Source organism: Methylobacterium sp. E-016 (genome assembly GCF_022829745.1).
Taxonomy (GTDB): domain Bacteria; phylum Pseudomonadota; class Alphaproteobacteria; order Rhizobiales; family Beijerinckiaceae; genus Methylobacterium.
Genome location: NZ_JAKSYF010000156.1, coordinates 81,511 through 107,966, shown reverse-complemented (window position 1 = coordinate 107,966; position 26,456 = coordinate 81,511). Strand labels below are relative to the sequence as shown.

Here is a 26,456-nt window from a genome sequence, read left to right as displayed (position 1 = left end):
TCGGGAAGCGAATGAGATCGATCCGCGCCGCCCTCGCCGTTCTCCTCATGCTGGGCGGCCCCGCCCTCCCGCAGGGCTCGGGGCCGCCGATCCCCTCCGACGACGCACGGATGCTGCCGGTGCAGGCCGCGCACGGCATGGTCGCGAGCCAGGAGGCGCGGGCGACGCGGATCGGCGTCGACATCCTCAAGCGCGGCGGCAACGCGGTCGACGCCGCGGTCGCCGTCGGCTTCGCGCTGGCGGTGACCCTGCCGCAGGCGGGCAACCTCGGCGGCGGCGGCTTCATGCTGGTGCACCTGGCGGACCGGCACGAGACCGTGGCGATCGACTACCGCGAGACCGCGCCGCAGGCCGCCACCGCCGACATGTTCCTGGCGCCCGGCGGCGAGCCGGACCGCGCCGCCTCGCGGCGCAGCGGCAAGGCCGTCGGCGTGCCGGGCACGGTGCGGGGCCTGGCGGAGGCGCACCGCCTCTACGGATCGGGAAAGCTGTCCCTCGCCGAGCTGATCGCGCCGGCCGAGGCCCTGGCCCGCGCCGGCATCCCGGTCACCGGCGGCCTCGCCGATTCCCTGCCGCGGTCGGCCGGCCTCCTCGGGCGCTGGCCCTCGACCCGCCGGATCTTCTTCCGCGGCGACGTCCCCCTGCCCCGCGGCGACAGCCTCGTGCAGGCGGACCTCGCCGACACGCTGCGCGCCGTCGCCGAGGGCGGCCCGGACGCGTTCTATGCCGGCCCGATCGCCGGGCGGATCGCGGCGGCGGTGCGCGCGGCCGGCGGCCCGATGACGGAGGCCGATCTCGCCGCCTACCGGCCGGTGGTCCGCCAGCCCGTGCGCGGGACCTATCGCGGCTACGAGGTGGTCTCGATGCCGCCACCCTCGTCCGGCGGCGTCCACCTGATCGAGATCCTGAACATCCTCGAGGGCTTCGACCTCGCCGCGATGGGTGCGGGCAGCGCCGCCGCGATCCACACCCTGGCCGAGGCGATGAAGCCGGCCTACGCCGACCGGGCGACCTGGCTCGGCGACCCGGACCGGGTCCGCGTGCCGGTGCAGGGCCTCACCGCCAAATCCTACGCGGCGCGGCTGCGGCGGGCGATCGACCCGGAGCGGGCACGGCCCGCCGACAGCATCGCGGCCGGCGACCCGTTGCCGCCCGAGCCCGACCAGACCACGCACTTCTCGGTGGTCGATGCCGCGGGCAACGCGGTGGCCAACACCTACACCCTGAACTTCTCCTACGGGATCGGCCTGGTGGCCGAGGGCACCGGCGTGCTGCTCAACAACGAGATGGACGACTTCTCCGCCAAGGCCGGCACCCCGAACGCCTACGGGCTCGTCGGCGGCGACGCCAACGCGGTGGCGCCGGGCGCCCGGCCGCTCTCTTCGATGACGCCGACCTTCCTGTTCCGGGACGGGCAGCTCTACCTCGTCACCGGCAGCCCCGGCGGCAGCCGCATCATCACCACCGTGCTCGACGTGATCGTCAACCTGATCGACTTCCGCATGAACCTCGCCGAGGCCGTCGACGCGCCGCGCATCCACCACCAGTGGAAGCCCGACGTGCTGCGGGTCGAGCAGGGCCTGTCGCCCGACACCCTCGCCCTCCTGCGGGCGCGGGGGCACGACGTCAGGGTCGGGTCGAGCTCGGGCTCGGCCAACTCGATCCTGCGCAGCGGCGGCCTGCTCTCGGGCGCCGCCGATCCGCGCCAGCGCGACACGCTCGCCGAAGGGTATTGAGGTGGGGCCGGGGACAACCTCAAGCGTCACGCCCGATGCGCCCTTGGCCCTGGCCGCACCCCCGCGCTAAAGGACGAGCGTCACAGAAGGTCCCGATGCTCGCCGTCCGCTCCCTCGCGTTCAATCTCTGCTTCTACGCCGCCACGACGCTGATCGCGTTCGGCGGGTTGCCGACGCTGGTCTCGGGGCGGGCGGTGATGCGGCTGGCGCGGTTCTGGGGGCGGGTGACGCTGTGGCTGCTGCGCGTGGTCGCCGGCACGCGGGTGGAGTTCCGCGGGCTGGAGAACATCCCGTCCGGCGCGATGCTGGTCGGGGCCAAGCACCAGTCGGCGCTCGAGACCCTGGCCCTGTGCACGGTGTTTCCCGAATTCGCCTACGTGCTGAAGCGCGAGCTGCTGTTCATCCCGCTGATCGGCTGGTTCCTGTCGCGCAGCGGCATGGTGGCGATCGACCGGTCGAAGGGCGCGCGCGCCATGAGCCTGATGAACGCGGCCGCCGCCGACGCGATCGCGCAGGGGCGCCAGCTCATCGTCTTCCCCGAGGGCACCCGGACGGCGCCCGGCGCGGCCCCGGCCTACAAGCAGGGCCTGTCCCACCTCTACGCCGCGCTCTCCGTGCCGTGCCTGCCGGTGGCGCTGAACACCGGGCTGTACTGGCCGCGCCGCAGCTTCGTCCGCCGCCCGGGCACCACGGTGATCGAGTTCCTGCCGCCGATCCCGCCGGGGCTGGCACGCGCCGCCTTCCTCGACCTCGTCGAGGACCGCATCGAGACCGCCTCGAAGGCCCTGCTCGCGGCCGGCCTCGCCGACCTCGGGCAGGCCGCCCGCACGGTCCCGGAGCCGCGCCGCGAAACCTCGCGTCCGGCCTGACCCGCGCGCCCGATTGGTGCGCGCGGAGAACCGTCGGGACGTTGCGAATCGGCCTGCGAATTCCCATTTCCGTTGAACGAGACGAATCGCTTGACGGGCGCGCGATGCCCGATCTAGGTTGGAACAAATGGCGAACAAGAGAGCCTTGTCCTGGTCGGCCGCCCTGCGCGACCTGAAGGACGAGCGGACACGGAGACAGGACGTGCGGGAAGAGCGCTTGAGGACCACCGCCGGCCTTCGCGGCACCCCCGCCCTGGCGCTCAGCGCCTGGCGCGGACGTTCCGGCCGGCGCTACGTCGTCGGCGTCCACGACCTCAGCGCGCCCGAGCTCGACGAGATGGGCGAGGCGGTGGTGATCGCGGTCCGCCGCGATCCCGCCGGCATCGCCGAGCTGGTCGCGGTGTCGGCCTCCGGCGAGAGCCCCCGCGAGCGCCTGCACCGCACCTGGCTCGCCCGCGCCCGGAAGGGCGGCGCGACCGAGATGCACGTGCATCGGCTCGCCGAGGACGAGGCCGAGCGCAAGGCCATCGTCGACGATCTCTCGATGGAGAGCGCGGATCCGGCGCACGCCTGATATCCCTCCGCTCGATCAGGGCGGTCGGCATATCCGGCAGGCCCGCGCGCGATCGAAGGCCGAATCCGCCGGTCCGGCGAGGTGATGCGGATTTGGATCACGCCGCCCACGCCCCAGTTTCGCCCCGAGCCTCCCCTCATGCCTTGTGCGGCATGGACGATCGCGGACGAACCCGCGACGGGGCGAGAGCGCGGAGCGAACGATGCAGGATCCGGTACGGCAAGATCCTTCGGGGCAAGCCCCGGCCGAGCCCGCCGCGATCCCGCCCAAGGCGCCGCGTTCCCGGCGCGGCCTGTTCCTCCCCTACATCCTGCTGCTGACGCTGGTGCTGCTGTGGTCGGCGGGCTGGGTCTACCTCCGCGGCCGCGCCGCCACCGAGATGGACGGCTGGGTCGCCCGCGAGGCCGCGGCCGGACGGACCTGGACCTGCGCCGACCGGTCGATCACCGGCTATCCGTTCCGGATCGAGCTGCGCTGCGCCTCGGTCAGCCTCGCGCGTGCCGACGGCCGCTTCCGGCTGGGTCCGCTGACCGCGGTGACGCAGGTCTACCAACCCCGGCACGTGCTGATGCTCGCCGAGGGCCCGTTTCACGTGGAACAGGGCGACCTCGTCGGCGACGCGACCTGGACGATGCTGGAAGGCAGCTTCCACGGCGCGTCGGACGGGTTCGTGCGCGCCTCGCTGGTGGTCGACGGGCCTTCGGTGACGGTCGCCGGCGCGGCGCCCGATCCGATCGCCGTCTCCGCCCGCCACCTCGAGCTGCATGCGCGGCCGACGCCGGGACGATTCGATTCGGACGGCGCGGTCGACCTCAGCCTGCGCCTGTCGCAGGCCCTGGCGCCGATGGCGGATGCGCTGATCGGCAACGCCGATCCCGCCGACCTCACCCTCGACGCCACGGTCAACCGGGCGGCGATGCTCGGCACCGGCACGGTGGCGCGCGAGCTCGAACGCTGGCGCCAGGCCGACGGCAGCCTCGACGTCGCCGGGCTGTCGCTGGCCAAGGGTGCGCGCCGCCTGCAAGCCAAGGGCAATCTCGGGATCGACCAGGATCATCGCGTCGAGGGCCAGCTGGACCTGCGGGCCGCCGGGGTCGAGGCGCTGGTCGCGTCGGTCGTCGGGCAGCGCTTCGGCGCCGATCGCGGCGCACTCATCGGCAACCTCGTCGGCGGCCTGCTCGGGCTTAGGCGCCAGCCCGAGGGCGAGGCGGGGGGCGACGTGCCGCTCAAGCCGCTGCCGCCGCTGCGCCTCGCCGACGGCCGGATGATGTTCGGGCCGATCGCGATCCCGAACGTGCGGCTGCAGCCGCTGTACTGATCCGGCCGTGCCGGTTCCCGGGCGTCGAGGGTGGAGCAGACTGCGCCGCCCGGGCGCCGGCGGCCATACGCAAAACAGCGTATATGCTGCAATGCAACCGAGCCCCTAGCCTGCGCTCCACGATCCGCGGCCGTTCCATGAGCCGCCGGACGCGAGATGCGAGGCGTGAGGCACGATGGCTGACGGGGATCACGATCTGGATCGGGGCATGGACCGCGGCTTGCGCTCGCCCCTGCGGCGCAAGCTGCTGATGGGGCTGGCGGCCGCGCCCGCCCTTTCGCTCCTGCCGCGCACCGCGTTCGCGGCGGGGCCTGCCACCTCGGCGGTCAGCACCACCGGCCTCGCCGTCACCGACACCGAGGTGACCTGCGGCATCCTCCACTCGATCACCGGCACCATGGCGATCTCGGAGACCGGCGCCCAGCAGGCCGAGAAGCTCGCCATCGCGCAGATCAACGAGGCCGGCGGCATCCTCGGCCGCAAGATCAAGATCATCCAGGAGGACGGCGCCTCCGACTGGCCGACCTTCGCCGAGAAGGCCAAGAAGCTCCTCGTCAACGACAAGTGCGCGGCGGTGATGGGCTGCTGGACCTCGGCCTCGCGCAAGGCGGTGCTGCCGGTCTTCGAGCAGTACAACGGCCTCCTGTACTACCCGACCTTCTACGAGGGCCTGGAGCAGTCCAAGAACGTGTTCTACACCGGCCAGGAGGCGACGCAGCAGATCCTCGCCGGCCTCGACTGGGTGCACAAGGAGAAGGGCGGCGACACGTTCTTCTTCGTCGGCTCGGACTACATCTGGCCGCGCACCTCGAACAAGATCGCCCGCAAGCACGTCGAGAACGTGCTCAAGGGCAAGGTCGTCGGCGAGGAATACTTCCCGCTCGGTCACACGCAGTTCAACTCGGTGATCAACAAGATCAAGCTCACGAAGCCGAAGGTGATCTTCACCGACGTGGTCGGCGGCTCGAACGTGGCGTTCTACAAGCAGCTCAAGGCGTCCGGCATCGACCTCTCGAAGCAGGTGCTTCTGACGATCTCGGTCACCGAGGACGAGATCGACGGCATCGGCGGCGACAACATCGCCGGCGCGTACTCGTGCATGAAGTACTTCCAGTCGATCGAGAACGACAACAACAAGAAGTTCGTCGCCGACTTCAAGAAGATGTGGGGCGAGAAGACCGTCATCGGCGACGTCACCCAGGCCGCCTATCTCGGGCCCTATCTGTGGAAGATGGCCTGCGAGAAGGCCGGCTCGTTCGACGTCGACAAGGTCGTCGCCGCTTCGCCCGATCTCGAGTTCAAGGGCGCCCCCGAGGGCTACGTCCGGATCGACCCGAACCACCACCTGTGGTCGAAGACCCGGGTCGGCAAGGCCAAGACCGACGGCCAGTTCGAGATCGTCTACACCAGCCCCGAGCTGATCAAGCCCGACCCGTTCCCGAAGGGCTACCAGTAGGCCGCATGCGCGCGCCGCCGATGCGGCGCGCGATTTGCAGACGGCCTTTCGACGATCCCCCATCCCCCGGCCTCATCCTGAGGCGCCCGCGACGGCGGGCCTCGAAGGAGGGCTCCAGGGATCGCCGAGCGCGCCGGAGGGCTCCCTCGAGGCCTCCGCTTCGCTCCGGCACCTCAGGATGAGGTGGGCGGGTGGGAGACGGCGATCGCGCAAAGCGGCGGGCCACGGCCCTCCGGCATTCCCGACGGCTCGGAGCGCACGGATGTTCGGTGACTATTCCCTCGGCGATCTCGGCGCGATCTTCGCGATGCAGGGCTTCGCCGGCCTGATCCTGTTCTCGGTCTACGTGCTGATGGCGCTCGGGCTGGCGATCATCTTCGGGCAGATGGGCGTGATCAACATGGCGCACGGGGAGTTCATGATCCTCGGCGCGTACATGACCTACCTGTGCTCGACCTTCTTCCAGACCTACCTGCCGGCGCTGTTCCCGGCATACTTCTTCCTGGCGATGATCCTCGCCTTCTGCGCCTCCGGGGCGCTGGGAATGCTGGTGGAGTGGGCGCTGATCCGCCACCTCTACAAGCGCCCGCTCGACACGCTGCTCGCCACCTGGGGCCTGTCGCTGATCCTGCAGCAGGCCTACCGCTCGATCTTCGGCGCGCGCGAGGTCGGCGTCGAGCTGCCGAGCTGGCTGATCGGCTCGGTGCAGGTCACCGATTCGATCGAGATCCCGATCAACGGCCTGTTCGTGATGGCGGTCACCACGCTGATCACGGTCGGCGTCGCGCTGCTGATCTACCGCTCGCGCTTCGGCCAGCAGGTCCGCGCGGTGATGGCCAACCGCCCGATGGCGGGCGCCGTCGGCATCGATACCGAGAAGGTCGACCGCTACACGTTCGGCCTCGGCTGCGGCATCGCGGGCGTGGCCGGCTCGGCCTTCACGATGATCGGCTCGACCGGGCCGACCTCGGGCCAGCTCTACATCGTCGACACCTTCCTGATCGTGGTCTTCGGCGGGGCGGCCTCCCTGCTCGGCACCATCGCCTCGGCGTTCTCGATCTCCCAGACCCAGTCGACGCTGGAATTCTTCCTCTCCGGGTCGATGGCCAAGGTGCTCACCCTGCTCGCGGTGGTCGGCATCCTGATGCTGCGGCCGCAGGGCCTGTTCACCCTCAAGGTCCGGCGCTGAGGATTTCGACGATGAAGAACCCCGTCCAGACCCTGACCAAGTCCGTCACCGTGAACGACAACCCGTTCATGAAGCCGATCGAGTGGCTGAGCCTCGCTGTGCTGGCTTTGGTGCTGCTCGTCGTGCTGCCGAGCCTGCTCGACGCCTTCCGGCTCAACCTGGTTGGCAAGTACCTCACCTACGCCTTCGTCGCCCTCGGCCTCGTCATCTGCTGGGGCTATGCCGGCATTCTGTCGCTCGGCCAGGGCTGCTTCTTCGGCCTCGGCGGCTACTGCATGGCGATGTACCTGAAGCTCGAGGCGTCCAGCGTCGAGAACACGAAGATCCAGTCGACGCCGGGCATCCCCGACTTCATGGACTGGAACCAGATCACGGCGCTGCCGTGGTTCTGGAAGCCGTTCCAGAGCCTGCCGCTGACCTTGATCCTCGTCGTCGCGGTGCCGGTGCTGTTCGCCTTCGTGATCTCGGCGGCGATGTTCAAGCGCCGGGTCGGGGGCACCTACTTCGCCATCATCACCCAGGCGATCGCCGCGATCCTGACGATCCTGATCGTCGGGCAGCAGGGCTACACCGGCGGCATCAACGGCATCACCGACCTGCGCACGCTGCACGGCTGGGACATCCGCACCGACGGCGCCCACACCATCCTCTACTTCGTCAACGGCGGCCTGCTGATCGGCTGCATCCTGATCGCGCAGTTCGTGAAGAAGTCGAAGCTCGGGCGCATCCTGGTCGCGATGCGGGACAAGGAGGACCGGGTGCGGTTCTCCGGCTACTCGGTCGCCGGGTTCAAGGTCTTCGCCTTCTGCCTCGCCGCCGCCTTCGCGGCGATCGGCGGCGCGATGTTCACCCTCCAGGTCGGGTTCATGTCGCCGTCCTTCGTCGGCATCGTGCCCTCGATCGAGATGGTGATCTACGCCGCCGTCGGCGGGCGGATGTCGCTGTTCGGCGCGGTCTGGGGCACGCTGCTCGTCAACTGGGCCAAGACCAGCTTCTCGGAATCCTTCCCCGACCTGTGGCTGTTCGGCCTCGGCGCGCTGTTCATCGCCGTGGTGCTCGCCTTCCCGAACGGTCTCGCCGGCATCTGGCGCGAGCACGTCGAGCCGCGCCTGACGCGCCGGGTGAAGGGTCTGCGCGCCCCGCCCCCCGCGATCGTCCCCCACGGCGCACCGGCCGAGTGAGAACAGCATGAACGCCGCGATCCTCCCGGGCTCCGTCATCGGCGCCAACCCGAACGCCCCCGAATACCTGCTGGCGGTCGACGCGCTCACCGTCTCCTTCGACGGGTTCAAGGCGGTCAACGACGTCTCGTTCTACGTCGACCCCAACGAGATCCGGGTGATCATCGGCCCGAACGGCGCCGGCAAGACCACGGTGCTCGACCTGATCTGCGGGCGCACGCGCGCCAGCGCCGGGTCGATCAAGTACAAGGGCCAGGAGCTGACCAAGCTCACCGAGAGCGCGATCGTCCAGGCCGGCGTCGGGCGCAAGTTCCAGACCCCGTCGATCTACGACGACCTGACCGTGTTCGAGAACCTGGAGATCTCGTTCCCGCGCGGGCGCTCGGTGTTCGGGGCCCTGACCTTCAAGCGCGACGCGCAGGTCCGCGAGCGCATCCACGAGATCGCCGAGACGATCTTCCTGAAGGACCAGCTGCTGGAGCGTGCCGAGTTCCTCAGCCACGGCCAGAAGCAGTGGCTCGAGATCGGCATGCTGCTGATCCAGGACCCGGAGCTGCTGATGCTCGACGAGCCGGTGGCCGGGATGAGCGTCGGCGAGCGCATCAAGACCGCCGAGCTGCTGAACCAGATCATCGTTGGCCGCTCGGTGCTGGTGATCGAGCACGACATGAAGTTCGTCGAGGACATCGCCCACCGGGTCACCGTGCTGCACCAGGGCAAGGTCCTGTCGGAGGGCTCGATGGAGCGGGTCAAGAACGATCCGAAGGTCATCGAAGTGTATCTGGGACACTGAGCATCATGCTGCAGACCGCGCATCCCCCCCTGGCCAAGGCCCCTCCGCTCACCACGCTCCCCTCGGCCGCGCCGATCTTAAGCGTCGAGGACCTGCACGCCGCCTACGGCCAGAGCGAGGTGCTGCACGGGCTGAACTTCCAGGTCGCGCCCGGCGAGATCGTCGCGGTGATGGGCCGCAACGGCATGGGCAAGACCACGCTGATGAAGACCCTGATGGGGATCGTGCCGGTGAAGGCCGGCTCGATCCGCGTCGACGGCACCGAGATCGGCGCCCTCAAGAGCCACGCCCGGGTCGCCAAGGGCCTCGCCTACGTGCCGCAGGGCCGGATGATCTTCTCGACCATGACGGTTCAGGAGAACATCGAGACCGGGCTCACCGTCACCGGCGCCCGCAAGGTGCCGCAGGACCTCTACGAGATGTTCCCGGTGCTGCTCGAGATGAAGGGACGGCGCGGCGGCAATCTGTCGGGCGGCCAGCAGCAGCAGCTCGCCATCGCCCGCGCGCTCGCGAGCAAGCCGAAGGTGCTGCTCCTCGACGAGCCGACCGAGGGCATCCAGCCGTCGATCATCCGCGAGATGGGCCGGACCCTGAAGAAGATCCGCGACGCGCGCGGCCTGTCGATCGTCGTCTCCGAGCAGGTCCTGAGCTTCGCCCTCGACGTCGCCGACCGGGTGCTCGTCATGGAGAACGGCGAGATCGTCCACGAATCGCTGCGCGCCGACATCGACGAGGCCCAGGTCGCCCGCTTCCTCTCGGTCTGAACGAGGACATCATGGCCGATTACGAGATCTTCGAGCTCGGCAACCACGTTCTCCAATGCGGCAAGACGCTGCGCAACGCCAAGCTCGCGTTCAAGACCTTCGGCACGCTGAACGCGGCGCGCGACAACGCCATCGTCTACCCGACCTGGTATTCCGGCCAGCACACCGAGAACGAGTGGCTGATCGGGCCGGGCAAGGCGCTCGACCCCGAGAAGTACTTCATCATCATCCCGAACATGTTCGGCAACGGGCTCTCGTCCTCGCCGAGCAACACGCCGGCCCCCTGGAACGGGCCGCGCTTCCCGAACGTCACCGCCTACGACAACGTCCGCGCGCAGCACCGGCTCGTCACCGAGCATTTCGGCATCGATAAGCTGGTGCTGGTGACCGGGTGGTCGATGGGAGCGCTCCAGACCTACCATTGGGGCGCGCTCTATCCCGACATGGTCCCGCGCATCCTGCCGTTTCAGGGCTCGGCCAAGTGCTCGCGGCACAACTTCGTCTTCCTCGAAGGTGCCAAGGCCGCGCTCCAGGCCGACGCCGCCTTCGCCGAGGGCTGGTACGCGAGCCCGCCGAACAAGGGGCTGCGCGCCTTCGGCCGGGTCTATGCCGGCTGGGGCCTGTCGCAGACCTTCTACCGGATCGAGGCCGACAAGACCCACATGGGCTACGCCTCCCTTGAGGACTTCCTCGTCGGGTTCTGGGAGGGGCTGTTCTACACGCGCGACGCCAACGACCTGCTCGCGATGCTGTGGACCTGGCAGAACGGCGACATCGGCGCCAACGACACCTTCCACGGGGACACCAAGGCGGCGCTTCGCGCGATCACCGCCAAGGCGATCCTGATGCCGGCCTCGACCGACCTGTACTTCCCGCCCGAGGACAACCGCATCGAGGCGGAGTCGATGCCGAACGCGGAGCTGCGCGTCATCGACACCTGGTGGGGCCACTTCGCCGGCGGCCCCGGCACCAGCCCCGACGACATCAAGACCCTCGACGACGCGCTCAAAGAGCTGCTCGCGAGATGAACGGTTTCGGCCGGTGCGCCGGCCGGGCGGGGATGCGCCAAGCCCCGAATTTTCGAACAACAGGGAGCACAGTCGAGACATGCCCGAGACGCTGATCAAGGTCGACCTGACGCAATCGGCCTACGACAACGACATGGTGCACAACCGCTGGCACCCGGACATCCCGATGGTCGCGACGGTGAAGCCCGGCGACGACTTCATCGTCGAGACCTACGACTGGACCGGCGGCTTCATCAAGAACAACGATTCCGCCGACGACGTGCGCGACATCGACCTGTCGATCGTCCACTTCCTCTCCGGCCCGATCGGCGTCGAGGGCGCCGAGCCCGGCGACCTGCTCGTGGTCGACCTCCTCGACATCGGCGCCAAGCCCGAGAGCCAGTGGGGCTTCAACGGCTTCTTCTCGAAGAACAACGGCGGCGGCTTCCTCGACGAGCACTTCCCCCAGGCGCAGAAGTCGATCTGGGACTTCGAGGGCATGTTCACCAAGTCGCGTCACATCCCCGGCGTGCGCTTCCCCGGCCTGATCCACCCGGGGCTGATCGGCTGCCTGCCCGACCCGAAGATGCTGGAGACTTGGAACACCCGCGAGAAGGCGCTGTTCGACACCGACCCGAACCGCGTGCCGGCGCTGGCCACCCTGCCCTTCGCGCCGACCGCCCACATGGGCCGGCTCAAGGGCGAGGCGAAGGACAAGGCGGCGGCCGCCGGCGCCCGCACGGTGCCGGGGCGCGAGCACGGCGGCAATTGCGACATCAAGGACCTGTCGCGCGGCTCGAAGATCTACTTCCCGGTCTACGTGCCCGGCGCCGGCCTCTCGATGGGCGACCTGCACTTCAGCCAGGGCGACGGCGAGATCACCTTCTGCGGCGCGATCGAGATGGCGGGCTGGGTCCACCTCAAGGTCAGCCTGATCAAGGACGGCATGGCCAAGTACGGGATCAAGAACCCGATCTTCAAGCCGTCGCCGATCACCCCGAAGTTCGACGACCACCTGATCTTCGAGGGCGTCTCGGTCGACGAGCACGGCAAGCAGCACTACCTCGACGTGACGGTGGCCTACCGCCAGGCCTGCCTCAACGCGATCGAGTACCTCAAGAAGTTCGGCTACTCGGGCGCGCAGGCCTACTCGATCCTCGGCACCGCGCCGGTCCAGGGCCACATCTCCGGCGTCGTCGACATCCCGAACGCCTGCGCGACCTTGTGGATTCCGACCAAGATCTTCGAGTTCGACATCAATCCCACTGCTGCCGGGCCGACGAAGTTCCTCGACGGCTCGATCCAGATGCCGCTCTCGCCGGATCTGTAGTCTTCGGGTCTGCCGCGCCTTCCGGGCGGCAGACCGCGTGCACCCTGCCTGAAAGCGCTCGAATGCCCGTCTACGATTACGCTTGCGAGGCCTGCGGGCCGTTCACGGTGCTGCGCCCGATGGCGCAGTTCAAGGACCCGCACGACTGTCCCGATTGCGGGGCGGCGTGCGGGCGCGCCTTCCTCACCGCGCCGAACCTCGCCTCCATGGATGCGGGCCGGCGCAAGGCCTTCGCCACCAACGAGCGCAGCGCGCACGCGCCCCGCAAGTCGTCCGCGCACGGGGCCGGCTGCGGCTGCTGCAGCGGGACCAAGGCGAAGTCCAACCCCACGGCCGCCAAGAGCTTTCCGAACGCGCGGCCGTGGATGATCAGCCACTAGGCTGCAGCTCACCCTCCCCCTCTCGCGGGGGAGGCAAGAACCCAAGCCAGGAGGAACCCACGCCATGATGCACGGAGACATCTCGTCCAGCGCCGACAGCGTCGGCGTCGCGGTGGTGAACTACAAGATGCCCCGCCTCCACACCAAGGCCGAGGTCTTGGAGAACGCGAGCAAGATCGGCGACATGATCGTCGGGATGAAGGCCGGCCTGCCGGGCCTCGACCTGGTGATCTTCCCCGAATACTCGACCCACGGGATCATGTACGACGCGGGCGAGATGTACGAGACCGCCTCTACCGTGCCGGGGGCGGAGACCGAGATCTTCGCCGCCGCCTGCCGGAAGGCCAAGGTCTGGGGCGTGTTCTCGCTCACCGGCGAGCGCCACGAGGAGCACCCGAACAAGGCGCCCTACAACACGCTCATCCTGATGAACGACCAGGGCGAGATCGTGCAGAAGTACCGCAAGATCATGCCCTGGACGCCGATCGAGGGCTGGTACCCGGGCGACCGCACCTACGTCTCGGAGGGGCCGAAGGGCCTGATGATTAGCCTGATCATCTGCGACGACGGCAACTATCCCGAGATCTGGCGCGACTGCGCGATGCGCGGGGCCGAGCTCATCATCCGCTGCCAGGGCTACATGTACCCGGCCAAGGAGCAGCAGATCCTGATGTCGAAGGCGATGGCCTTCGCCAACAACACCTACGTGGCGGTGGCCAACGCGGCCGGCTTCGACGGGGTCTACAGCTACTTCGGCCACTCCGCGATCGTCGGCTTCGACGGGCGCACCCTCGGCGAGTGCGGCGAGGAGGAGATGGGCATCCAGTACGCGGCGCTGTCGAAGTTCCTGATCCGCGACTTCCGTGCGCACGGGCAGTCGGAGAACCACCTCTTCAAGCTGCTGCACCGCGGCTACACCGGGATGATCAACTCGAAGGAGAACCGGCACGGGCTGTCGGAATGCCCCTACGACTTCTACCGCCGCTGGATCGAGGACCCCGACGCCACCCGCGACGCGGTGCGCGCCATCACCCGGCAGGGCGTCGGCACCGAGGAATGCCCGATCGACGGCATCCCCTTCGTCGGCAAGGGCGAGGGTCCGCCGGACCCGCGCTGAGACGCGGCCCACCGCGCGGTTCCGCCGGCCCGGGACGCCGGGCGGGGCCGCGCGGGTGACAGGACGTCGTCCCTATCGGAACGGCCCATCGCCCGACACGTTGACCGGCGCTTGCCTAGCGCACATCAGGTCGGAACAGGGGCGGATCGGGAAGATCATGAACGGTGAGTCGAAGCCGGCCGGTGCGGGCGGTCAGGACAGCGAGCCGGGAGCGCCCATGGTCAGCGCGGAGTTCCGGCGCTTCGCCGACGACGTTCCGCTGATGATGTGGCGCTCGGACCATCTCGGCCACGCGATCCATCACAACGAGTGCTGGCTCCAGTTCACCGGGCGGCCGCTGGAGGAGGAGCTCGGCGCCGGCTGGCGCACGGGGCTCCACCCGGACGACTTCGAGCGCCACGCGCGCATCGTCTCGGCCGCGTTCACGGCGCGGGAGCCGTTCACCGTGGAGTTCCGCCTGCGGCGCCACGACGGGGCCTATCGCTGGCTGCTCGACACCGCCCGGCCGCTGACCGAGGACGGCGAGTTCCGCGGCTATCTCGGCTCGTGCTTCGACATCACCGACCGCAAGCATGCCGAGGTGCATATCGAGGAGGCGCTGCAGGAGAAGGAGACCCTGCTCGCCGAGGTCTACCACCGGGTCCGCAACAACCTCCAGGTGATGGTCAGCCTGATCGGGCTCTACGGCCGCGCGGCGCCCGAGCCCTGCCGCGGCAGCTTCGAGGCGCTGGGCCAGCGGGTGCGGGCGATCGCGCTGGTGCAGCAGCACCTGCACGAGGCGCCGCACATCGCCTCGATCGACCTGCGCGACTACCTGCACCGGCTCGCCTCCGGCCTCGGCCAGCTGCGCCGGGCCGGCCGCATCGGCGTCCATCTCGGCGGCGCCGGCACCAGCCTGGTCGAGCCGCGCACCGCCAACGCCCTCGGCATGATCGTCGCCGAGATCGTCGCCGAATGCCTCGACGCCACCGCCGAGAGCGTCGCCTGCACGATCGACATCGACATCGACGCGGCCCCCGGTGCGCCGGTGCGTCTCTCGATCGTCTCCGGCGCCGGCGACCAGGCGGAGTCGGGTCGGCCGAACATCCCGAAGCTCGGGCCGCGGCTGATCGCGGCCTACGCCGCCCAGGCCGAGATCGCGGTCACCGGCGTCGCGACCGCCGAGGATCCGCTGCGGCTGCAGCTGCCGGAGGCGCGGGTCGAGGACCCGGCCTGAGCGGGCGTCGCGATTCGCATCGGCCGGGGCGGCGACCTATATCTAGGATATCCCGCGCCCCCCGACACGAAACCGGCCGAGCATGCTGCCTCCGATCGAGACCATCGTCGAGAACTTCGAATTCATCGACGACTGGGAAGAACGCTACCGCTACCTGATCGAGCTCGGCCGCACCCTGCCGCCGGCCGACCCGGCCCTGCATGCCGAGTCGAACAAGGTGCTCGGCTGCGCCAGCCAGGTCTGGATCGACCTGAACGTCGACGCCTCGGGCGACGTGCCGCGCCTGCACCTGCGCGGCGACAGCGACGCCCACATCGTGCGCGGCCTCGTCGCGCTGATGGTGGCGCTGTTCAACGGCAAGACCCCGCGCGAGGCGGCCGACACCGACGCCTTCGCGCTCTACACCAAGCTCGGCCTCGGCGAGCACCTGACGCCGCAGCGCTCGAACGGGGTCCGCGCCATGGCGGACCGCATCCATCGCGACGCGGTCCGCCTCGCCGCCTGAGCGCGCGGGGCTTACGCCCGGTCCCGCCACAGCCGCATCCGGGCGTGGTCGGGCCCGACCGCCTCGCGCTGCAGGCCGTAATGCTCGGCGAGGCGCCCGAGGGCGATCTTCGCCACCACCTTGGCGGAGCGCGCCGGCCAGCGGCGCTCCTCCTCGATCCGCTCGAGCCCCTTCACGTGGCCGCACAGGTCGATCAGCAGGCCCGACAAGTCGTGGCCGACCGCGGCCATCGCCCGCTCCACCCGGGCACGGGCCGCCATCATCGCATCCGAGGCGCCGGCGGCGTCGCGCGGGCCGGAACCGTCGACGCGGATCGCGCTCCAGTCGATGCCCATTCGTGGCATCATCAGGCCCGTGGTGATGTCGCGGCGCAGACGCTCGCCGGCCTCGAACGAGGCCCGGTCGAGGAGAGGCGCCCCGTCCCGGCCGCGCCGCCGCACCATCCAGGCGATCGGGCTCTCGGCGGCGTCGCGCAGGCGTCGCTCCGCCCCCTCGCCCTCCACCACGAGGTCGAGATGCTGGCCGCGGAACGCTTCGCCGGCCGGGGCGTCGCCGCGCCTGAGGCGGGCACGGCCGGCCGGCGCCAGCAGGATGCGGCCGCGCGGACCCGGCTCGCGGTGGGCGAGGTCCGCGGCCAGCAGGCGCTCGCCCGACGCCGCGGGAAAGCGCCCGCCGCCGAGCGAGACGCCGCCGCCGCACCGCACGATCAGCATCGCATCCTCGACCGGGTCCGGGAAGGCGTAGGCGCCCTCGGGCGCGAGCGCCGCGAGCAGCCGCTCGCCGGCGCGCCCGAGCGCGGCCTCCGCGCGCGGCACGGCCACGGGGCGGGCGGTCCGGGCCTGAAGAGTTTTGTTCATGTTTTGTTCCCAACGCGAACGATCTTCGTCACGGCGAAGGAAGCAGGAGAGTCTTGAAAATCGTCCTAGATCAAGACTTGACGGCCCGCGCGCTGTGGAGCGTCACGCAGCTCACGCCGTGGGTTGGGTCGGCGGATGCTTCAGCACCTCGGCGATCTCGTCCTCGGACTTGCCGCGAACGTCGTAGCCCATCGCGGCGAGCCGCTCGACCAGCCCGTCGCTGTCGGCCGCGGACCGGGCGGCCCACTCCGCCAGGACGTCGTTCGCCTTGTCGAGGTCGTCGGTGGGGATCTTGGGATCGCTCATCGGAACAGACCGCTCACGGGACAGGACTGAGGCAGTGCAAGGTTCGTTCCTCTGGCAGCGCGAGCGAAGCCGGGTGCGCCCCGGCTTCGCCTCCGCCCGCCTCAGGCGGCTTCGTCGTAGTTGCCGTTGCGGGTCTGGCCGAGGCCGATCGCCTTGGCGAGGTCGGAGCGGGCCTTGGCGTAGTTCGGTGCGACCATCGGGTAATCCGGCGGCAGGCCCCACTTGGCGCGGTACTGCTCGGGGCTCATGTCGTACTTGGCGCGCAGGTGGCGCTTGAGCGACTTGAAGGTCCGGCCGTCCTCCAGGCAGATGATGTGGTCCGCGGTGACGGACTTCTTCACCGGCACGGCCGGCGTCAGCGGACCGGCGGGGGCGGCCGCCTCGACCTGCCCGCCCGCGACCTGCACCAGCGAAGCGTGGACGCGGCCGATCAGCTGCGCCAGCTCGCCCGGGGGGACCGGATTGTTGCTGACGTAAGCCGACACGATGTCGGCGGCGAGTTCCACGTAATCGACCGTGGTGTCTGTGTCGTTCATGTTCGGCGATGTCCCCTGGACGCTGAGGCAGTCGACGCGTCCCGAGCGGCGCGGACCATCGGCCCCGACGTCTCGTGGTGCGATGCGGGCATTCCCGCAACAATGGTCGTCCTGCCCGCAAGTGCTGAGTGAAATGCGGCGACCCCTTTCGCCACGACATCTCAATAGGATATTTGCAGATCGGCCGCAAGTTGCTCGACGGCAGCTTGGATACGCAACGTCAACTATCCGGAAGAATATTTCAGCTTGCCGACATCGCTGAAACAGATGCCTACTCAAGGGCGAAGTGCTGGCGGCGAGTTTCGCTACCTCTGATTGCGCCTCCCTCGGCGGACGCCACGCCGCCGCCCGCCACCGAGAGCCTCGCGGCGAAAGCTGTCAAGCCAAGTCCTCGTCCGCACCAAGCCCTCGTCCTCGCCAAGCCCTCGTCCTGGTCAAACCCTGGCGCGGCCGCGCTCGGCCCGGGCACCCCGTCCGCGCGATGCCCCGCCCGGCCAACACCATCCGATCGCGAGCGTTTCGACGCCGGGTCTTGTCCGGGAACGGGCCGCACGGCACATGCGCAGGCTCGAAGATTCTCCACGGGAAATTTCAGATGGCGTTCGAAACGGCTCACGTCCCGCCCGCATCCGACGCACCGAAGGCGCCGCGCCGGCCGCACAGCTACGTCGTCCATGGCCGCACCATCACCGATGACTACGCCTGGTTGAAGGCCGAGAACTGGCAGGATGTCCTCAAGGACCCGGCAGCCCTGCCCGCGGACATCGCGGGCTACTTGAAGTCCGAGAACGACTACGCGCAGGTTGCGCTCGCCGACGCGGCGCCGCTGCGCAGGACCCTGGTCGCCGAGATGCGCGGCCGCATCCGCGAGGACGACAGCGGCGTGCCGACCCCGGATGGGCCGTTCGCCTATTACAACCGCCACCGCGACGGCGGCCAGCACCCGCTGATCTGTCGCCGGCCGACCGGTTCCGTCGACGACGCGGGGGCCGAAGAGATTCTGATCGACGGCGACGAGGAGGGCGCGGGCCAGGCGTTCTTCGAGATCGCCGGGGCCGCCCATTCCGACGACCACGCCCGCCTGGCCTGGGGCGCAGACACCAAGGGCTCGGAGCTCCACACCATCCGCGTACGCGACCTCGCCACCGGGACCGACGCGCCGGACCGGGTCGAGGCGACCTCCGGCGAGGCGGTGTGGTCGGCCGACGGCATGGGCTTCTGGTACGTGGCGGTCGACGCCAACCACCGGCCGGCACGGGTGATGTACCACCGCCTCGGCGCGGACCAGGCCGACGACCTCCCGGTCTACACCGAGCGCGATTCCGGGTTCTTCGTCCATATCGGGGCGACGCAGTCGGGCGGCTACCTCACCATCACCGCGAGCGACCACGAGACCTCGGAGGTCCACCTCCTGGACCGCGCCGCGCCGGACGGGTGCCTGCGCGTGGTGCAGCCGCGCGAGCCGCTGCTGATCTACTCGGTCGAGCATCGCGGGACGGATCTCTACATCCTTACCAACGCCGACGGCGCCGAGGACTTCAAGATCGTCACCGCCCCGGTGGCCGACCCGGGCCGGGCGCACTGGACCGACCTCGTGCCGCACCGCGCCGGCACCATGATCCGCCACCTGCACGTGCTCGCGGCGCATCTGGTCCGCCTCGAGGTGGAGAACGCCCGCCCGCGGATCATCGTGCGCGACCTCGCGACCCGCGAGGAGCATGCGGTGGCGTTCGCCGAGGAGGCCTACTCGCTCGGCCTCCAGCCCGGCTACGCGTTCGAGACGGCGACGATCCGGTTCGCCTACTCGTCCATGACGACGCCGACGGAGACCTGGGACTACGATTGCGCCACCCGCGCCCGGCTCCTGCGCAAGCGCCAGACCATCCCGAGCGGGCACGCGCCGGAGGATTACGTCACCCGGCGCCTGTTCGCGACCGCCGCCGACGGCGAGCAGGTCCCGATCTCGCTGCTGCACCGGCGCGACCTCGTCCTCGACGGGTCGGCGCCGCTGCTGCTCTACGGCTACGGCGCCTACGGCACGCTGATGCCGGCGGCGTTCCGCACCAACCTGCTGAGCCTGGTCGACCGCGGCTTCGTCTACGCCATCGCCCACATCCGCGGCGGCACCGAGAAGGGCTGGCGCTGGTACCTCGACGGCAAGCGCGAGAAGAAGCCCAACACCTTCTCAGACTTCGTCGCCTGCGCCCGGGCGCTGATCGCCGCGAACTACACGTCGGAGAAGCGGATCGTCGCGCATGGCGGCAGCGCCGGCGGCATGCTGATGGGGGCGGTGGCCAACCTCGCCCCCGAGCTGTTCGCCGGCATCGTCGCCGACGTGCCCTTCGTCGACGTGCTCAACACCATGCTCGACGCCGAGCTGCCGCTGACCCCTCCGGAATGGCCGGAATGGGGAAACCCCGCCGAGAGCGAGGCGGCGTTCCGGACGATCCTGTCGTACTCGCCCTACGACAACGTCGCGGCCAAGGCCTATCCGGCGATCCTGGCGCTCGGCGGCCTCACCGATCCGCGCGTGACCTACTGGGAGCCGGCGAAATGGGTGGCGCGCCTGCGCGCGACCATGACCGGCGGCGGCCCGGTCCTGCTGCGCACCAACATGGAGGCCGGCCACGGCGGCGCCGCCGGCCGGTTCGACCGGCTCGAAGAGGTGGCGCTGATCTACGGCTTCGCGCTGGCGGCGGTGGGGAAGGCTTGAGGGGACGCGGGGTGGCGCCGCCGAGATAGGAACCCGCCCTCCCCCCACTGCGGGGGAGGGAGGACGCGCATCACGGCTGGGCGGGCGGCGGGCGGATGTCGAGCGGGCGCTCGGCCGGCGGCGGTTCGGCGGTCTCCGCGCGGGCGCGGCGGGCAGCCTCCTCGGCGGCCTGCGCCTTGAGCCGGGCCTGGCGGGCGGCCTCCTCGGCCGCGGCCCTGTCGGCGGCCGCCTTCTCCGCAGCCGCCTTTTCCGCAGCGGCCTTCTCGGTGGCGGCCTTGAGGGCGGCGGCGCGGGCCTTGTCCATCTCGATCCGGGCGCGGCGGCGCTGGCGCTCGATCTGGTCGGCCTCGATCAGCTCGATGGTCTCGAGCTCGCGCTGCAGCACCAGGGCGGCGAGCCCGGTGGTGAGCGGGCCGACGTCGAGGCTGCGCTCGGGCGCGGCGAGCGGGCCGGCGAAGCCGAGCTGGATCGCGGGCGGCCCGCCGCTCCAGCCCTTCGGCGCCGCACCGCCGCCGAGCGTGCCGCGGGCGTCGAGCCGGCTCGTTCGAAGATCGTAGCCGAGCGTCCCGTTCCAGCGCGCCGCGCCGAAATCGAGGTCGAGCGGCCCGGCGCGCACGACCCCTCCGATGATGGTGACCGGCGCCGAGGCCGGCTGCGTCGTGCCGGCGGCGGCCTTCGACAGCTCCTCGGCGACGAGGGCCTGGAGCCGGCCGTCGCGCAAGGGGTCCTCGATCTGCAGGGCGCGGACGAGGGCGCGCCCGACGGCGGCGGGATCGGTCTCGGGCAGGTTGAGGGCGGCGAGCGTCAGGCTGCCGGTGCCCGAGAGGTTGGCCGCCAGCGCGGCGGGCGTCTCGCCGGAGGTGCCGAAGCGCAGCGCCGCCGACAGGCGCCCGCCGAGCGGGCCGCCCCCCGCGAGCGCCGGGATCGACAGCTCGGCGACGGTACCCTCGCCCGCGATCGAGGCGAGGCCGCCGCGACGCGACAGGGTCGCCGAGCCGGCGATCCGGCCCTCGGCGAGCCTGGCCGAGAGGTCGCGCAGCGTCAGGGTCCCCTCCTCGAACCCCAACGCCATGGCGGCGCCCGAGGCGGTGAGCCCGCGCCCGAGCTCGAGCTGGTCGACCCTGAGGTCGAGGGAGACCGGCGGTCCCGGCGGTGGCACCGGGCCGAACCGGCCGGCGGCGCCCGCCGGCTTCGCCAGGGCGGCCGCGAGGTGCGGCAGGGACAGGCGGGCGAGGCGCGCCGTTCCCGACAGCGCCCCGTCCGGCGCGCGGACGAGGGTCGCATCGAGGGCCGCCCCCGCGATCCGGCCGGCGAGCGCGGCACGCGCGTCGTCTCCCTGCCGGGTCAGCGCGACGGAAAGGTCGGCCGGCCACGGCCCCGGCGCGAGGGCGGCGGCGCCCGCCAGCGTCAGGAACGGCGCGAGGTCGGCGGTCTCGATCCGCAGCGCGCCGGATCGGGGCGGGCCGCCCTCGGTGGGAAGCCGCAGCGGCGTCGCGGTCGACAGCGTGGCGCCGGCGATCGTGCCGGTCGCCTGGAGCGTCAGGTCGCCGTCGGCCGCGCGGGCCGCCACCAGGCTCAGGTCGGCCGGCTGCTGCAGGCCGGCGATGTCGGTGCGGCCGAGCCAGGTGCCGGCCCGCGGCGTCGCGAGGCGGATCCTCGCCCCCTCGACCGCGCCGGCGCGGCTGACCAGCGACAGGTCGAGGCTGCCGCCCGCGGCCTGGCCCGTGGCGGCGAGCCGCAGCGCGTCGGCGTCGCCCGCGTCGCGCTCCAGCGTGACGGCGAGGTCGAGCGCGCCGGCGCGCAGGAAGGCCGGGATCAGGCGCGTCTCCGCGATCCAGACCCGGTCGACCAGGGCGAGCAGCGGCGCCGCCACCGGGGCCGAGAGCCGGCCGGCGACGCGCCCCGTGCCGTCGGCGCCGATCCGCCCGGACAGCTTGGCGTTGGCGCCGGCCAGGTCCGTCACGTCGAGGCTGTCGACGACGAGGGCGGCGCCGTCCGACTGGATGCTGGCCGAGAGCGTGCCGTTCCCGGTGCCGGTCGCGCCGTAGCGCAGGTCGCGCGCCTCGATGGTCAGGCCGAGGTCGTGGCCGTGCAGCCCCGCGAGCGCGTTGCCGAGGGGCGGCAGGCCGGCGACGTCGAGGCCGCGGGCGCGGATCTGCGCGTCGAACCGGCCGCGGGTCCGGCCCTCGGCCGGGGTGTAGCGGGCATTTCCGGTGACCTGCGCCTCGCCCAGCGCGAGCCGGAGGTTGCGCAGGGAGAACGCGGTGCCGGCCGCCGAGACCTCGGCCGAGACCTCGACCGGCCGCCCGTCGAGCAGCGCCGTCGGCGGCCCGTCGAGGCCGAGCCGGCGCAGGTAGCGCCCGAGCCCGTCGGAGGCCGGGGCCGCGAGCGCGACCGGGCCGGTGAAGCGCGGGCTCGGATCGGTGTCGATCTCGCCGCTGGCCGTGACGGTCGCCGCACCCGGCGCCACGGCCGAGAAGCGTCGCAGCAGCAGGCCGCCGGTGCGGTCGAGGGTGCCCGTGGCCTTGAGGTTGGACCATTCCTCGAAGCCGAGCACGGCCGCCTCGACCGAGAGGTCGAGGTCGAGCATCACCGGCAGGCCGCCACCCGATTTCGCGCCCACCTTGGGCAGCCCGCGCGCCACGAAGGCCTGCCCGCCCGGCGAGAGCAGGAAGGCGTCGAGGTCGAGGCGGCGCGCCTCCAGGGTCAGCCCCGCGCGCCAGCGGCGCAGGTCGATCTGGCCGCTGCCGGAAAGCCGCAAGGCTTGCCCGCCCGGATCGATCTCGGCGTTGACGCCCTCGAACCGGACGAGGGCGCCGCGGGCCTTGAACTTGCCGCCCAGCGCGAACGGCAGGTAGGCGCCGGCGGCCTGGGCCGGCGGGCCGACGACGAGGCGGGCGCTGCCCTCGGCCTCGGCGACGAGCGGGCGCGGCTCGGTGCTGCGGGCGCCGCCGCGCGGATCCGCCGGCACGAAGGCGACGCGGGCATCGGCCTCGAAGCGCGGATGGGCGTCGCCGCCGCCCGAGAGCTTCAGGGCGACGGCGCCGTCCGCCGCCGGCTCGCCGCTGACCAGGGTGAACGGCAGGCCGCCGCTGATGCCCGCGACCCGCCAGGGGCCGACGAGGGCCGGCGCCTGGATCTGCACGGCTTCCGCGTAGAACTGGTCGGTGCGCCCGGTCGCGGGCACCACCGTGGTCAGCAGCAGCTGCTGGACGTGGAGGTCTTCGATCGCGAGGTCGCGGCCGCGCAGGGCCTCGCCGAGGCCGGCCGGCACCACGAGGGCGTCGCCCTCGGTCACCGGCAGCTTGACCTCGGCGCGGCCGATCCGGGTCTCGGTGAAGCGGAACGCGCTCGCCAGCAGCGGGCTCAGGCCGAGCTCGGCCTTGACGAAGCGCAGATCGAGGGCGGCCCGTCCCGGCTCGTCGCCGAGATGAAGGCGGTCGAGGCGCAGGCGCGGCGAGGGCAGAAGCCGCACGTCGATGCGGCCCTCGCTGCGCACCGGCAGGCCGAGGGACCGGCTCACGGTCGCGTCGACGAAGGCGCGATGGGTCGGCCAGTCGATGAAGGGCGGCACCGCGAGCGCCGCGACGAGGATCAGGATGACGGCGCCCGCGAGCGCGGTCAGGAGGTCACGCACCGTGATCGTTCCGCATGCACCCCGCGCCACCCGGCGGGTTCACGGCGGGCATAGCACGGCGCGGGACCGCAGGCGCCAGGGCGCCCGCGGCCTCGGTTCAACGCCCGCGGGCTCGGCTCAGCGCCGGGGGGCGACGATCACGCCCGGGGTGGGTTGGGGTGCCTGCATCTGCTGGCTGCGCTGGATCTCCATGCGCGTGGTGTTGTTCTGCGAGGTGAGGTTCTGCTGCAGCGCCCGGGACTCGCCCTGGCGGGCGAAGGACTCGTTGGCGGCGTCGGGGTTGCCCTGCCGGACCTGCGCGAGGGCGGGCGTGGCGGCGAGGGCGGCGATGATGGCGATCGGCACGATGCGCATCGGGCGCTCCTGTGTGGGGGATGTCTGTCGATGATGTGAGCAAGCGGCCGGCCTGCTTCAAGTTCCCGCCCGGCGGCCGCGCGGGGCGGCGACATTGCGTCCGGGCCTCGGGCTCCGGGCCTCGGCGATCGCGCCTCAGCGTCGAGGCCTCGGCGTCCGGGTCTCGACGCCGTTCGCGTTTTGGTCCAGGGATTGCCCATGCCGAACTCTTCGCATGCGACGCCGCCTTCCGACGCGGAGCGTGGCTCCAGCTCCATCGCCGCCCGCGCCATGGGGGCCTTGCGCCCGAGCGCGTCCTCCTATCTCGACGGCCTGAACGACGAGCAGCGCCGCGCCGTCGAGGCGACGGAGGGCCCCGTCCTCGTGCTGGCCGGCGCCGGCACCGGCAAGACGCGGGTGCTGACGACCCGCATCGCCCACCTGATCACGACCGGCCGGGCGCGGCCGTTCGACATCCTGTCGGTGACCTTCACCAACAAGGCCGCGCGGGAGATGAAGCACCGCATCGGCACGCTGATCGGGCCGGCCGGCGAGGGCATGCCCTGGCTCGGCACCTTCCACGCCATCGGCACCAAGATCCTGCGCCGCCACGCCGAGTTGGTGGGCTTGAAATCCGACTTCACGATCCTCGGCACCGACGACCAGCTGCGCCTGATGAAGCAGGTGCTGAAGGACCAGAACATCGACGAGAAGCGCTGGCCGGCACGCGCGCTCGGTCACGTCATCGACGGCTGGAAGAACCGCGGCCTCGGCCCGGACCAGATCCCGGCCGGCGAGGCGCAGGCCTTCGCCTTCGGCAAGGGCGGCGACCTCTACACCGCCTACCAGGCCCGGCTCGTCACGCTCAACGCGGTCGATTTCGGCGACCTGCTGCTGCTCTGCCTCAAGCTGTGGCGCGAGAATCCGGACGTGCTGGCCAACTACCAGGACCGGTTCCGCTACATCCTCGTCGACGAGTACCAGGACACCAACGTCGCCCAGTACCTCTGGCTCAGGCTGCTCGGGCAGGTGCGCAAGAACATCGCCTGCGTCGGCGACGACGACCAGTCGATCTACGGCTGGCGCGGGGCCGAGGTCGACAACATCCTGCGCTTCGAGCACGATTTTCCCGGTGCCGTGGTGGTCCGCCTGGAGCGCAACTACCGCTCGACGGGCCACATCCTGGCCGCCGCCTCGGGCCTGATCGCCAAGAACCAGGGCCGGCTCGGCAAGACTCTGCGCACGGAGGACGAGCTCGGCGAGCCCGTCACCGTGTCGGGCGCGTGGGATTCGGAAGAAGAGGCGCGGCTCCTGGCGGAATCGATCGAGGCGCTCCAGGCCAAGCAGCACCCGCTCTCCGAGATCGCGGTGCTGGTGCGGATCTCGGCGCAGATGCGCGAGATCGAGGACCGCTTCGTCCAGCTCGGCCTGCCCTACCGGGTGATCGGCGGCCCGCGCTTCTACGAGCGCGCCGAGATCCGCGACGCGCTGGCCTACCTGCGCGCGACCAACAACCCGTCCGACGACCTCGCCTTCGAGCGGATCGTGAACACCCCCAAGCGCGGCCTGGGCGACGCGACGCTGCAGCAGCTCCACCTCTACGCCCGCGCCGAGCAGGTCCCGCTGCTCCATGCCGCGCGAAAGCTCTGCGAGACCGACGAGCTCAAGCCCCGCGTGCGCTCGACGCTGCGCGCGCTCACCGAGGGCTTCTCGCGGTGGGCCAGGCTCGTCGAGAGCAACCCGCATTCCGAGGTGGCGCAGACCATCCTCGAGGAATCCGGCTACACCGAGATGTGGCAGAAGGAGAAGTCGGCCGACGCCGCCGGGCGGCTGGAGAACCTCAAGGAGTTCGTCCGCTCGATGGAGGAGTTCCCCGACATGGGCGCCTTCCTCGAGCACGTCTCGCTGGTGATGGAGGCCTCGGAGGCCGAGGGCGCCGAGCGCGTCTCGCTGATGACCCTGCACGCGGCCAAGGGCCTGGAATTCGACACGGTGTTCCTGCCCGGCTGGGAGGACGGCCTCTTCCCGAACCAGCGCGCCCTCGACGAGAGCGGCCGCGCGGGCCTCGAGGAGGAGCGTCGCCTCGCCCATGTCGGGCTGACGCGGGCCCGCAAGCGCGCGAAGCTGTCCTTTGCCGTCAACCGCCGCATCCACGGCCTGTGGTCCTCGACCATCCCGTCGCGCTTCATCGACGAGCTGCCGGAATCGGCGGTCGACGTGATCGAGGCGCCGGCCCACTTCTCCGCCGGCGCCTCGCGCTTCGACCGCAACCCGCAGCCCTTCGGCTCGAGCTACGGCACGCCGGGCTGGCAGCGGGCGCAGGCCAATACCGGGCAGCAGAACAACTTCGGCAAGGGCGCGGCGCACACCACCGCCCGCGGCTTCGGCGCCTCGCCCGGCGGCGGGCGCGGCGGCCCGCGCCAGATCGAGGGCGAGCTGATCGCCAAATCCACCGGCACGCCCTCGGCCTTCGAGGCCGGGATGCGGGTTCTGCACACCAAGTTCGGCCCCGGCGACGTGGCCGCCGTCGACGGCAACAAGCTCACCGTTGACTTCGACAAGGCCGGTCGCAAGATGGTGCTCGACAGCTTCCTGCAGCCGGCCTGAGGCCGCTCGCGGAAGGACGTGACGTCGGGCGC

The 26,456-nt window shown here is 71.0% G+C and carries 22 protein-coding genes; 17 read left to right on the top strand and 5 right to left on the bottom strand.

Translation table 11 applies throughout. From position 1 onward, the window contains the following. Window positions 1–11: 11 nt before the first annotated feature. The 15 genes from ggt to MKK68_RS23435 all read left to right on the top strand — a co-directional run bounded on the left by ggt (window position 12) and on the right by MKK68_RS23435 (window position 15,435). Complete coding sequence (ggt, locus tag MKK68_RS23505; RefSeq protein ID WP_409567309.1) at window positions 12–1,736, top strand: gamma-glutamyltransferase; 1,725 nt, start codon at window positions 12–14, stop codon at window positions 1,734–1,736. Window positions 1,737–1,831: 95 nt separating this feature from the next. Then, window positions 1,832–2,605 carry a lysophospholipid acyltransferase family protein gene (locus MKK68_RS23500; protein WP_147729236.1) on the top strand — a complete coding sequence of 258 codons (774 nt, stop codon included), beginning with the start codon at window positions 1,832–1,834 and terminating at the stop codon, window positions 2,603–2,605. A gap of 127 nt (window positions 2,606–2,732) precedes the next feature. Beyond that, entirely contained in the window at window positions 2,733–3,179 is a 447-nt protein-coding gene (locus tag MKK68_RS23495; RefSeq protein ID WP_147729237.1) for a hypothetical protein, read from the top strand. A gap of 202 nt (window positions 3,180–3,381) precedes the next feature. Then, window positions 3,382–4,497, top strand: coding sequence for a DUF2125 domain-containing protein (locus tag MKK68_RS23490; protein WP_244033070.1), 1,116 nt, complete (start codon window positions 3,382–3,384; stop codon window positions 4,495–4,497). Between the two features lie 208 nt (window positions 4,498–4,705). Beyond that, window positions 4,706–5,953 carry an urea ABC transporter substrate-binding protein gene (gene urtA / locus MKK68_RS23485; protein WP_147842652.1) on the top strand — a complete coding sequence of 416 codons (1,248 nt, stop codon included), beginning with the start codon at window positions 4,706–4,708 and terminating at the stop codon, window positions 5,951–5,953. Window positions 5,954–6,215: 262 nt separating this feature from the next. After that, window positions 6,216–7,142, top strand: a complete 927-nt coding sequence (gene urtB / locus MKK68_RS23480) for an urea ABC transporter permease subunit UrtB (protein WP_147842653.1) — start codon at window positions 6,216–6,218, stop codon at window positions 7,140–7,142. A gap of 11 nt (window positions 7,143–7,153) precedes the next feature. Beyond that, window positions 7,154–8,323 (top strand): urea ABC transporter permease subunit UrtC, encoded by a 1,170-nt coding sequence (gene urtC / locus MKK68_RS23475; RefSeq protein WP_147726956.1) that lies wholly within the window; start codon window positions 7,154–7,156, stop codon window positions 8,321–8,323. A gap of 7 nt (window positions 8,324–8,330) precedes the next feature. Next, the gene (urtD, locus tag MKK68_RS23470; protein ID WP_147726955.1) at window positions 8,331–9,116 is read left to right on the top strand and encodes an urea ABC transporter ATP-binding protein UrtD; all 786 of its coding nucleotides are present in this window, start codon (window positions 8,331–8,333) and stop codon (window positions 9,114–9,116) included. Between the two features lie 74 nt (window positions 9,117–9,190). Continuing rightward, window positions 9,191–9,880 (top strand): urea ABC transporter ATP-binding subunit UrtE, encoded by a 690-nt coding sequence (urtE, locus tag MKK68_RS23465; protein ID WP_147842657.1) that lies wholly within the window; start codon window positions 9,191–9,193, stop codon window positions 9,878–9,880. Between the two features lie 11 nt (window positions 9,881–9,891). Further along, window positions 9,892–10,908 (top strand): alpha/beta fold hydrolase, encoded by a 1,017-nt coding sequence (locus MKK68_RS23460; RefSeq protein WP_244033069.1) that lies wholly within the window; start codon window positions 9,892–9,894, stop codon window positions 10,906–10,908. Between the two features lie 79 nt (window positions 10,909–10,987). After that, complete coding sequence (gene fmdA, locus MKK68_RS23455; RefSeq protein ID WP_147726952.1) at window positions 10,988–12,217, top strand: formamidase; 1,230 nt, start codon at window positions 10,988–10,990, stop codon at window positions 12,215–12,217. A gap of 62 nt (window positions 12,218–12,279) precedes the next feature. Then, a complete protein-coding gene (locus MKK68_RS23450) occupies window positions 12,280–12,597 on the top strand; it encodes an FmdB family zinc ribbon protein (RefSeq protein WP_244033068.1) in 318 nt (105 codons plus the stop codon). A 64-nt stretch (window positions 12,598–12,661) separates the two neighbouring features. Continuing rightward, on the top strand, window positions 12,662–13,714 hold the full coding sequence (locus MKK68_RS23445; RefSeq protein ID WP_147842655.1) for an aliphatic amidase: 1,053 nt from the start codon (window positions 12,662–12,664) through the stop codon (window positions 13,712–13,714). A gap of 217 nt (window positions 13,715–13,931) precedes the next feature. After that, window positions 13,932–14,930 carry a sensor histidine kinase gene (locus MKK68_RS23440; protein WP_244033135.1) on the top strand — a complete coding sequence of 333 codons (999 nt, stop codon included), beginning with the start codon at window positions 13,932–13,934 and terminating at the stop codon, window positions 14,928–14,930. Between the two features lie 82 nt (window positions 14,931–15,012). Beyond that, the gene (locus MKK68_RS23435) at window positions 15,013–15,435 is read left to right on the top strand and encodes a SufE family protein (RefSeq protein ID WP_147726948.1); all 423 of its coding nucleotides are present in this window, start codon (window positions 15,013–15,015) and stop codon (window positions 15,433–15,435) included. An 11-nt stretch (window positions 15,436–15,446) separates the two neighbouring features. Here MKK68_RS23435 and MKK68_RS23430 read toward each other — a convergent pair whose 3' ends face one another. The 3 genes from MKK68_RS23430 to MKK68_RS23420 form a co-directional block, all read right to left on the bottom strand. Then, entirely contained in the window at window positions 15,447–16,292 is an 846-nt protein-coding gene (locus MKK68_RS23430) for a DUF6456 domain-containing protein (protein ID WP_244033067.1), read from the bottom strand. Between the two features lie 111 nt (window positions 16,293–16,403). Beyond that, window positions 16,404–16,598, bottom strand: a complete 195-nt coding sequence (locus MKK68_RS23425) for a hypothetical protein (RefSeq protein ID WP_147729092.1) — start codon at window positions 16,596–16,598, stop codon at window positions 16,404–16,406. A gap of 101 nt (window positions 16,599–16,699) precedes the next feature. Further along, a complete protein-coding gene (locus tag MKK68_RS23420) occupies window positions 16,700–17,134 on the bottom strand; it encodes a MucR family transcriptional regulator (protein ID WP_147729091.1) in 435 nt (144 codons plus the stop codon). A 595-nt stretch (window positions 17,135–17,729) separates the two neighbouring features. Between MKK68_RS23420 and MKK68_RS23415 the strand changes: the two genes are divergently transcribed. Next, window positions 17,730–19,847, top strand: coding sequence for a S9 family peptidase (locus MKK68_RS23415; protein WP_244033066.1), 2,118 nt, complete (start codon window positions 17,730–17,732; stop codon window positions 19,845–19,847). 70 nt (window positions 19,848–19,917) lie between these two features. On the opposite strand, the gene MKK68_RS23410 is transcribed toward MKK68_RS23415, so the two are convergent. After that, the gene (locus tag MKK68_RS23410; protein ID WP_244033065.1) at window positions 19,918–23,484 is read right to left on the bottom strand and encodes an AsmA family protein; all 3,567 of its coding nucleotides are present in this window, start codon (window positions 23,482–23,484) and stop codon (window positions 19,918–19,920) included. 117 nt (window positions 23,485–23,601) lie between these two features. Then, window positions 23,602–23,838: a hypothetical protein gene (locus tag MKK68_RS23405; RefSeq protein WP_147843467.1), complete on the bottom strand. Its 237-nt coding sequence runs from the start codon at window positions 23,836–23,838 to the stop codon at window positions 23,602–23,604. Window positions 23,839–24,036: 198 nt separating this feature from the next. Here MKK68_RS23405 and MKK68_RS23400 point away from each other — a divergent pair, with 198 nt between their 5' ends. Beyond that, window positions 24,037–26,424: an ATP-dependent helicase gene (locus tag MKK68_RS23400; RefSeq protein WP_244033064.1), complete on the top strand. Its 2,388-nt coding sequence runs from the start codon at window positions 24,037–24,039 to the stop codon at window positions 26,422–26,424. The last annotated feature ends 32 nt before the right edge of the window (window positions 26,425–26,456 follow it).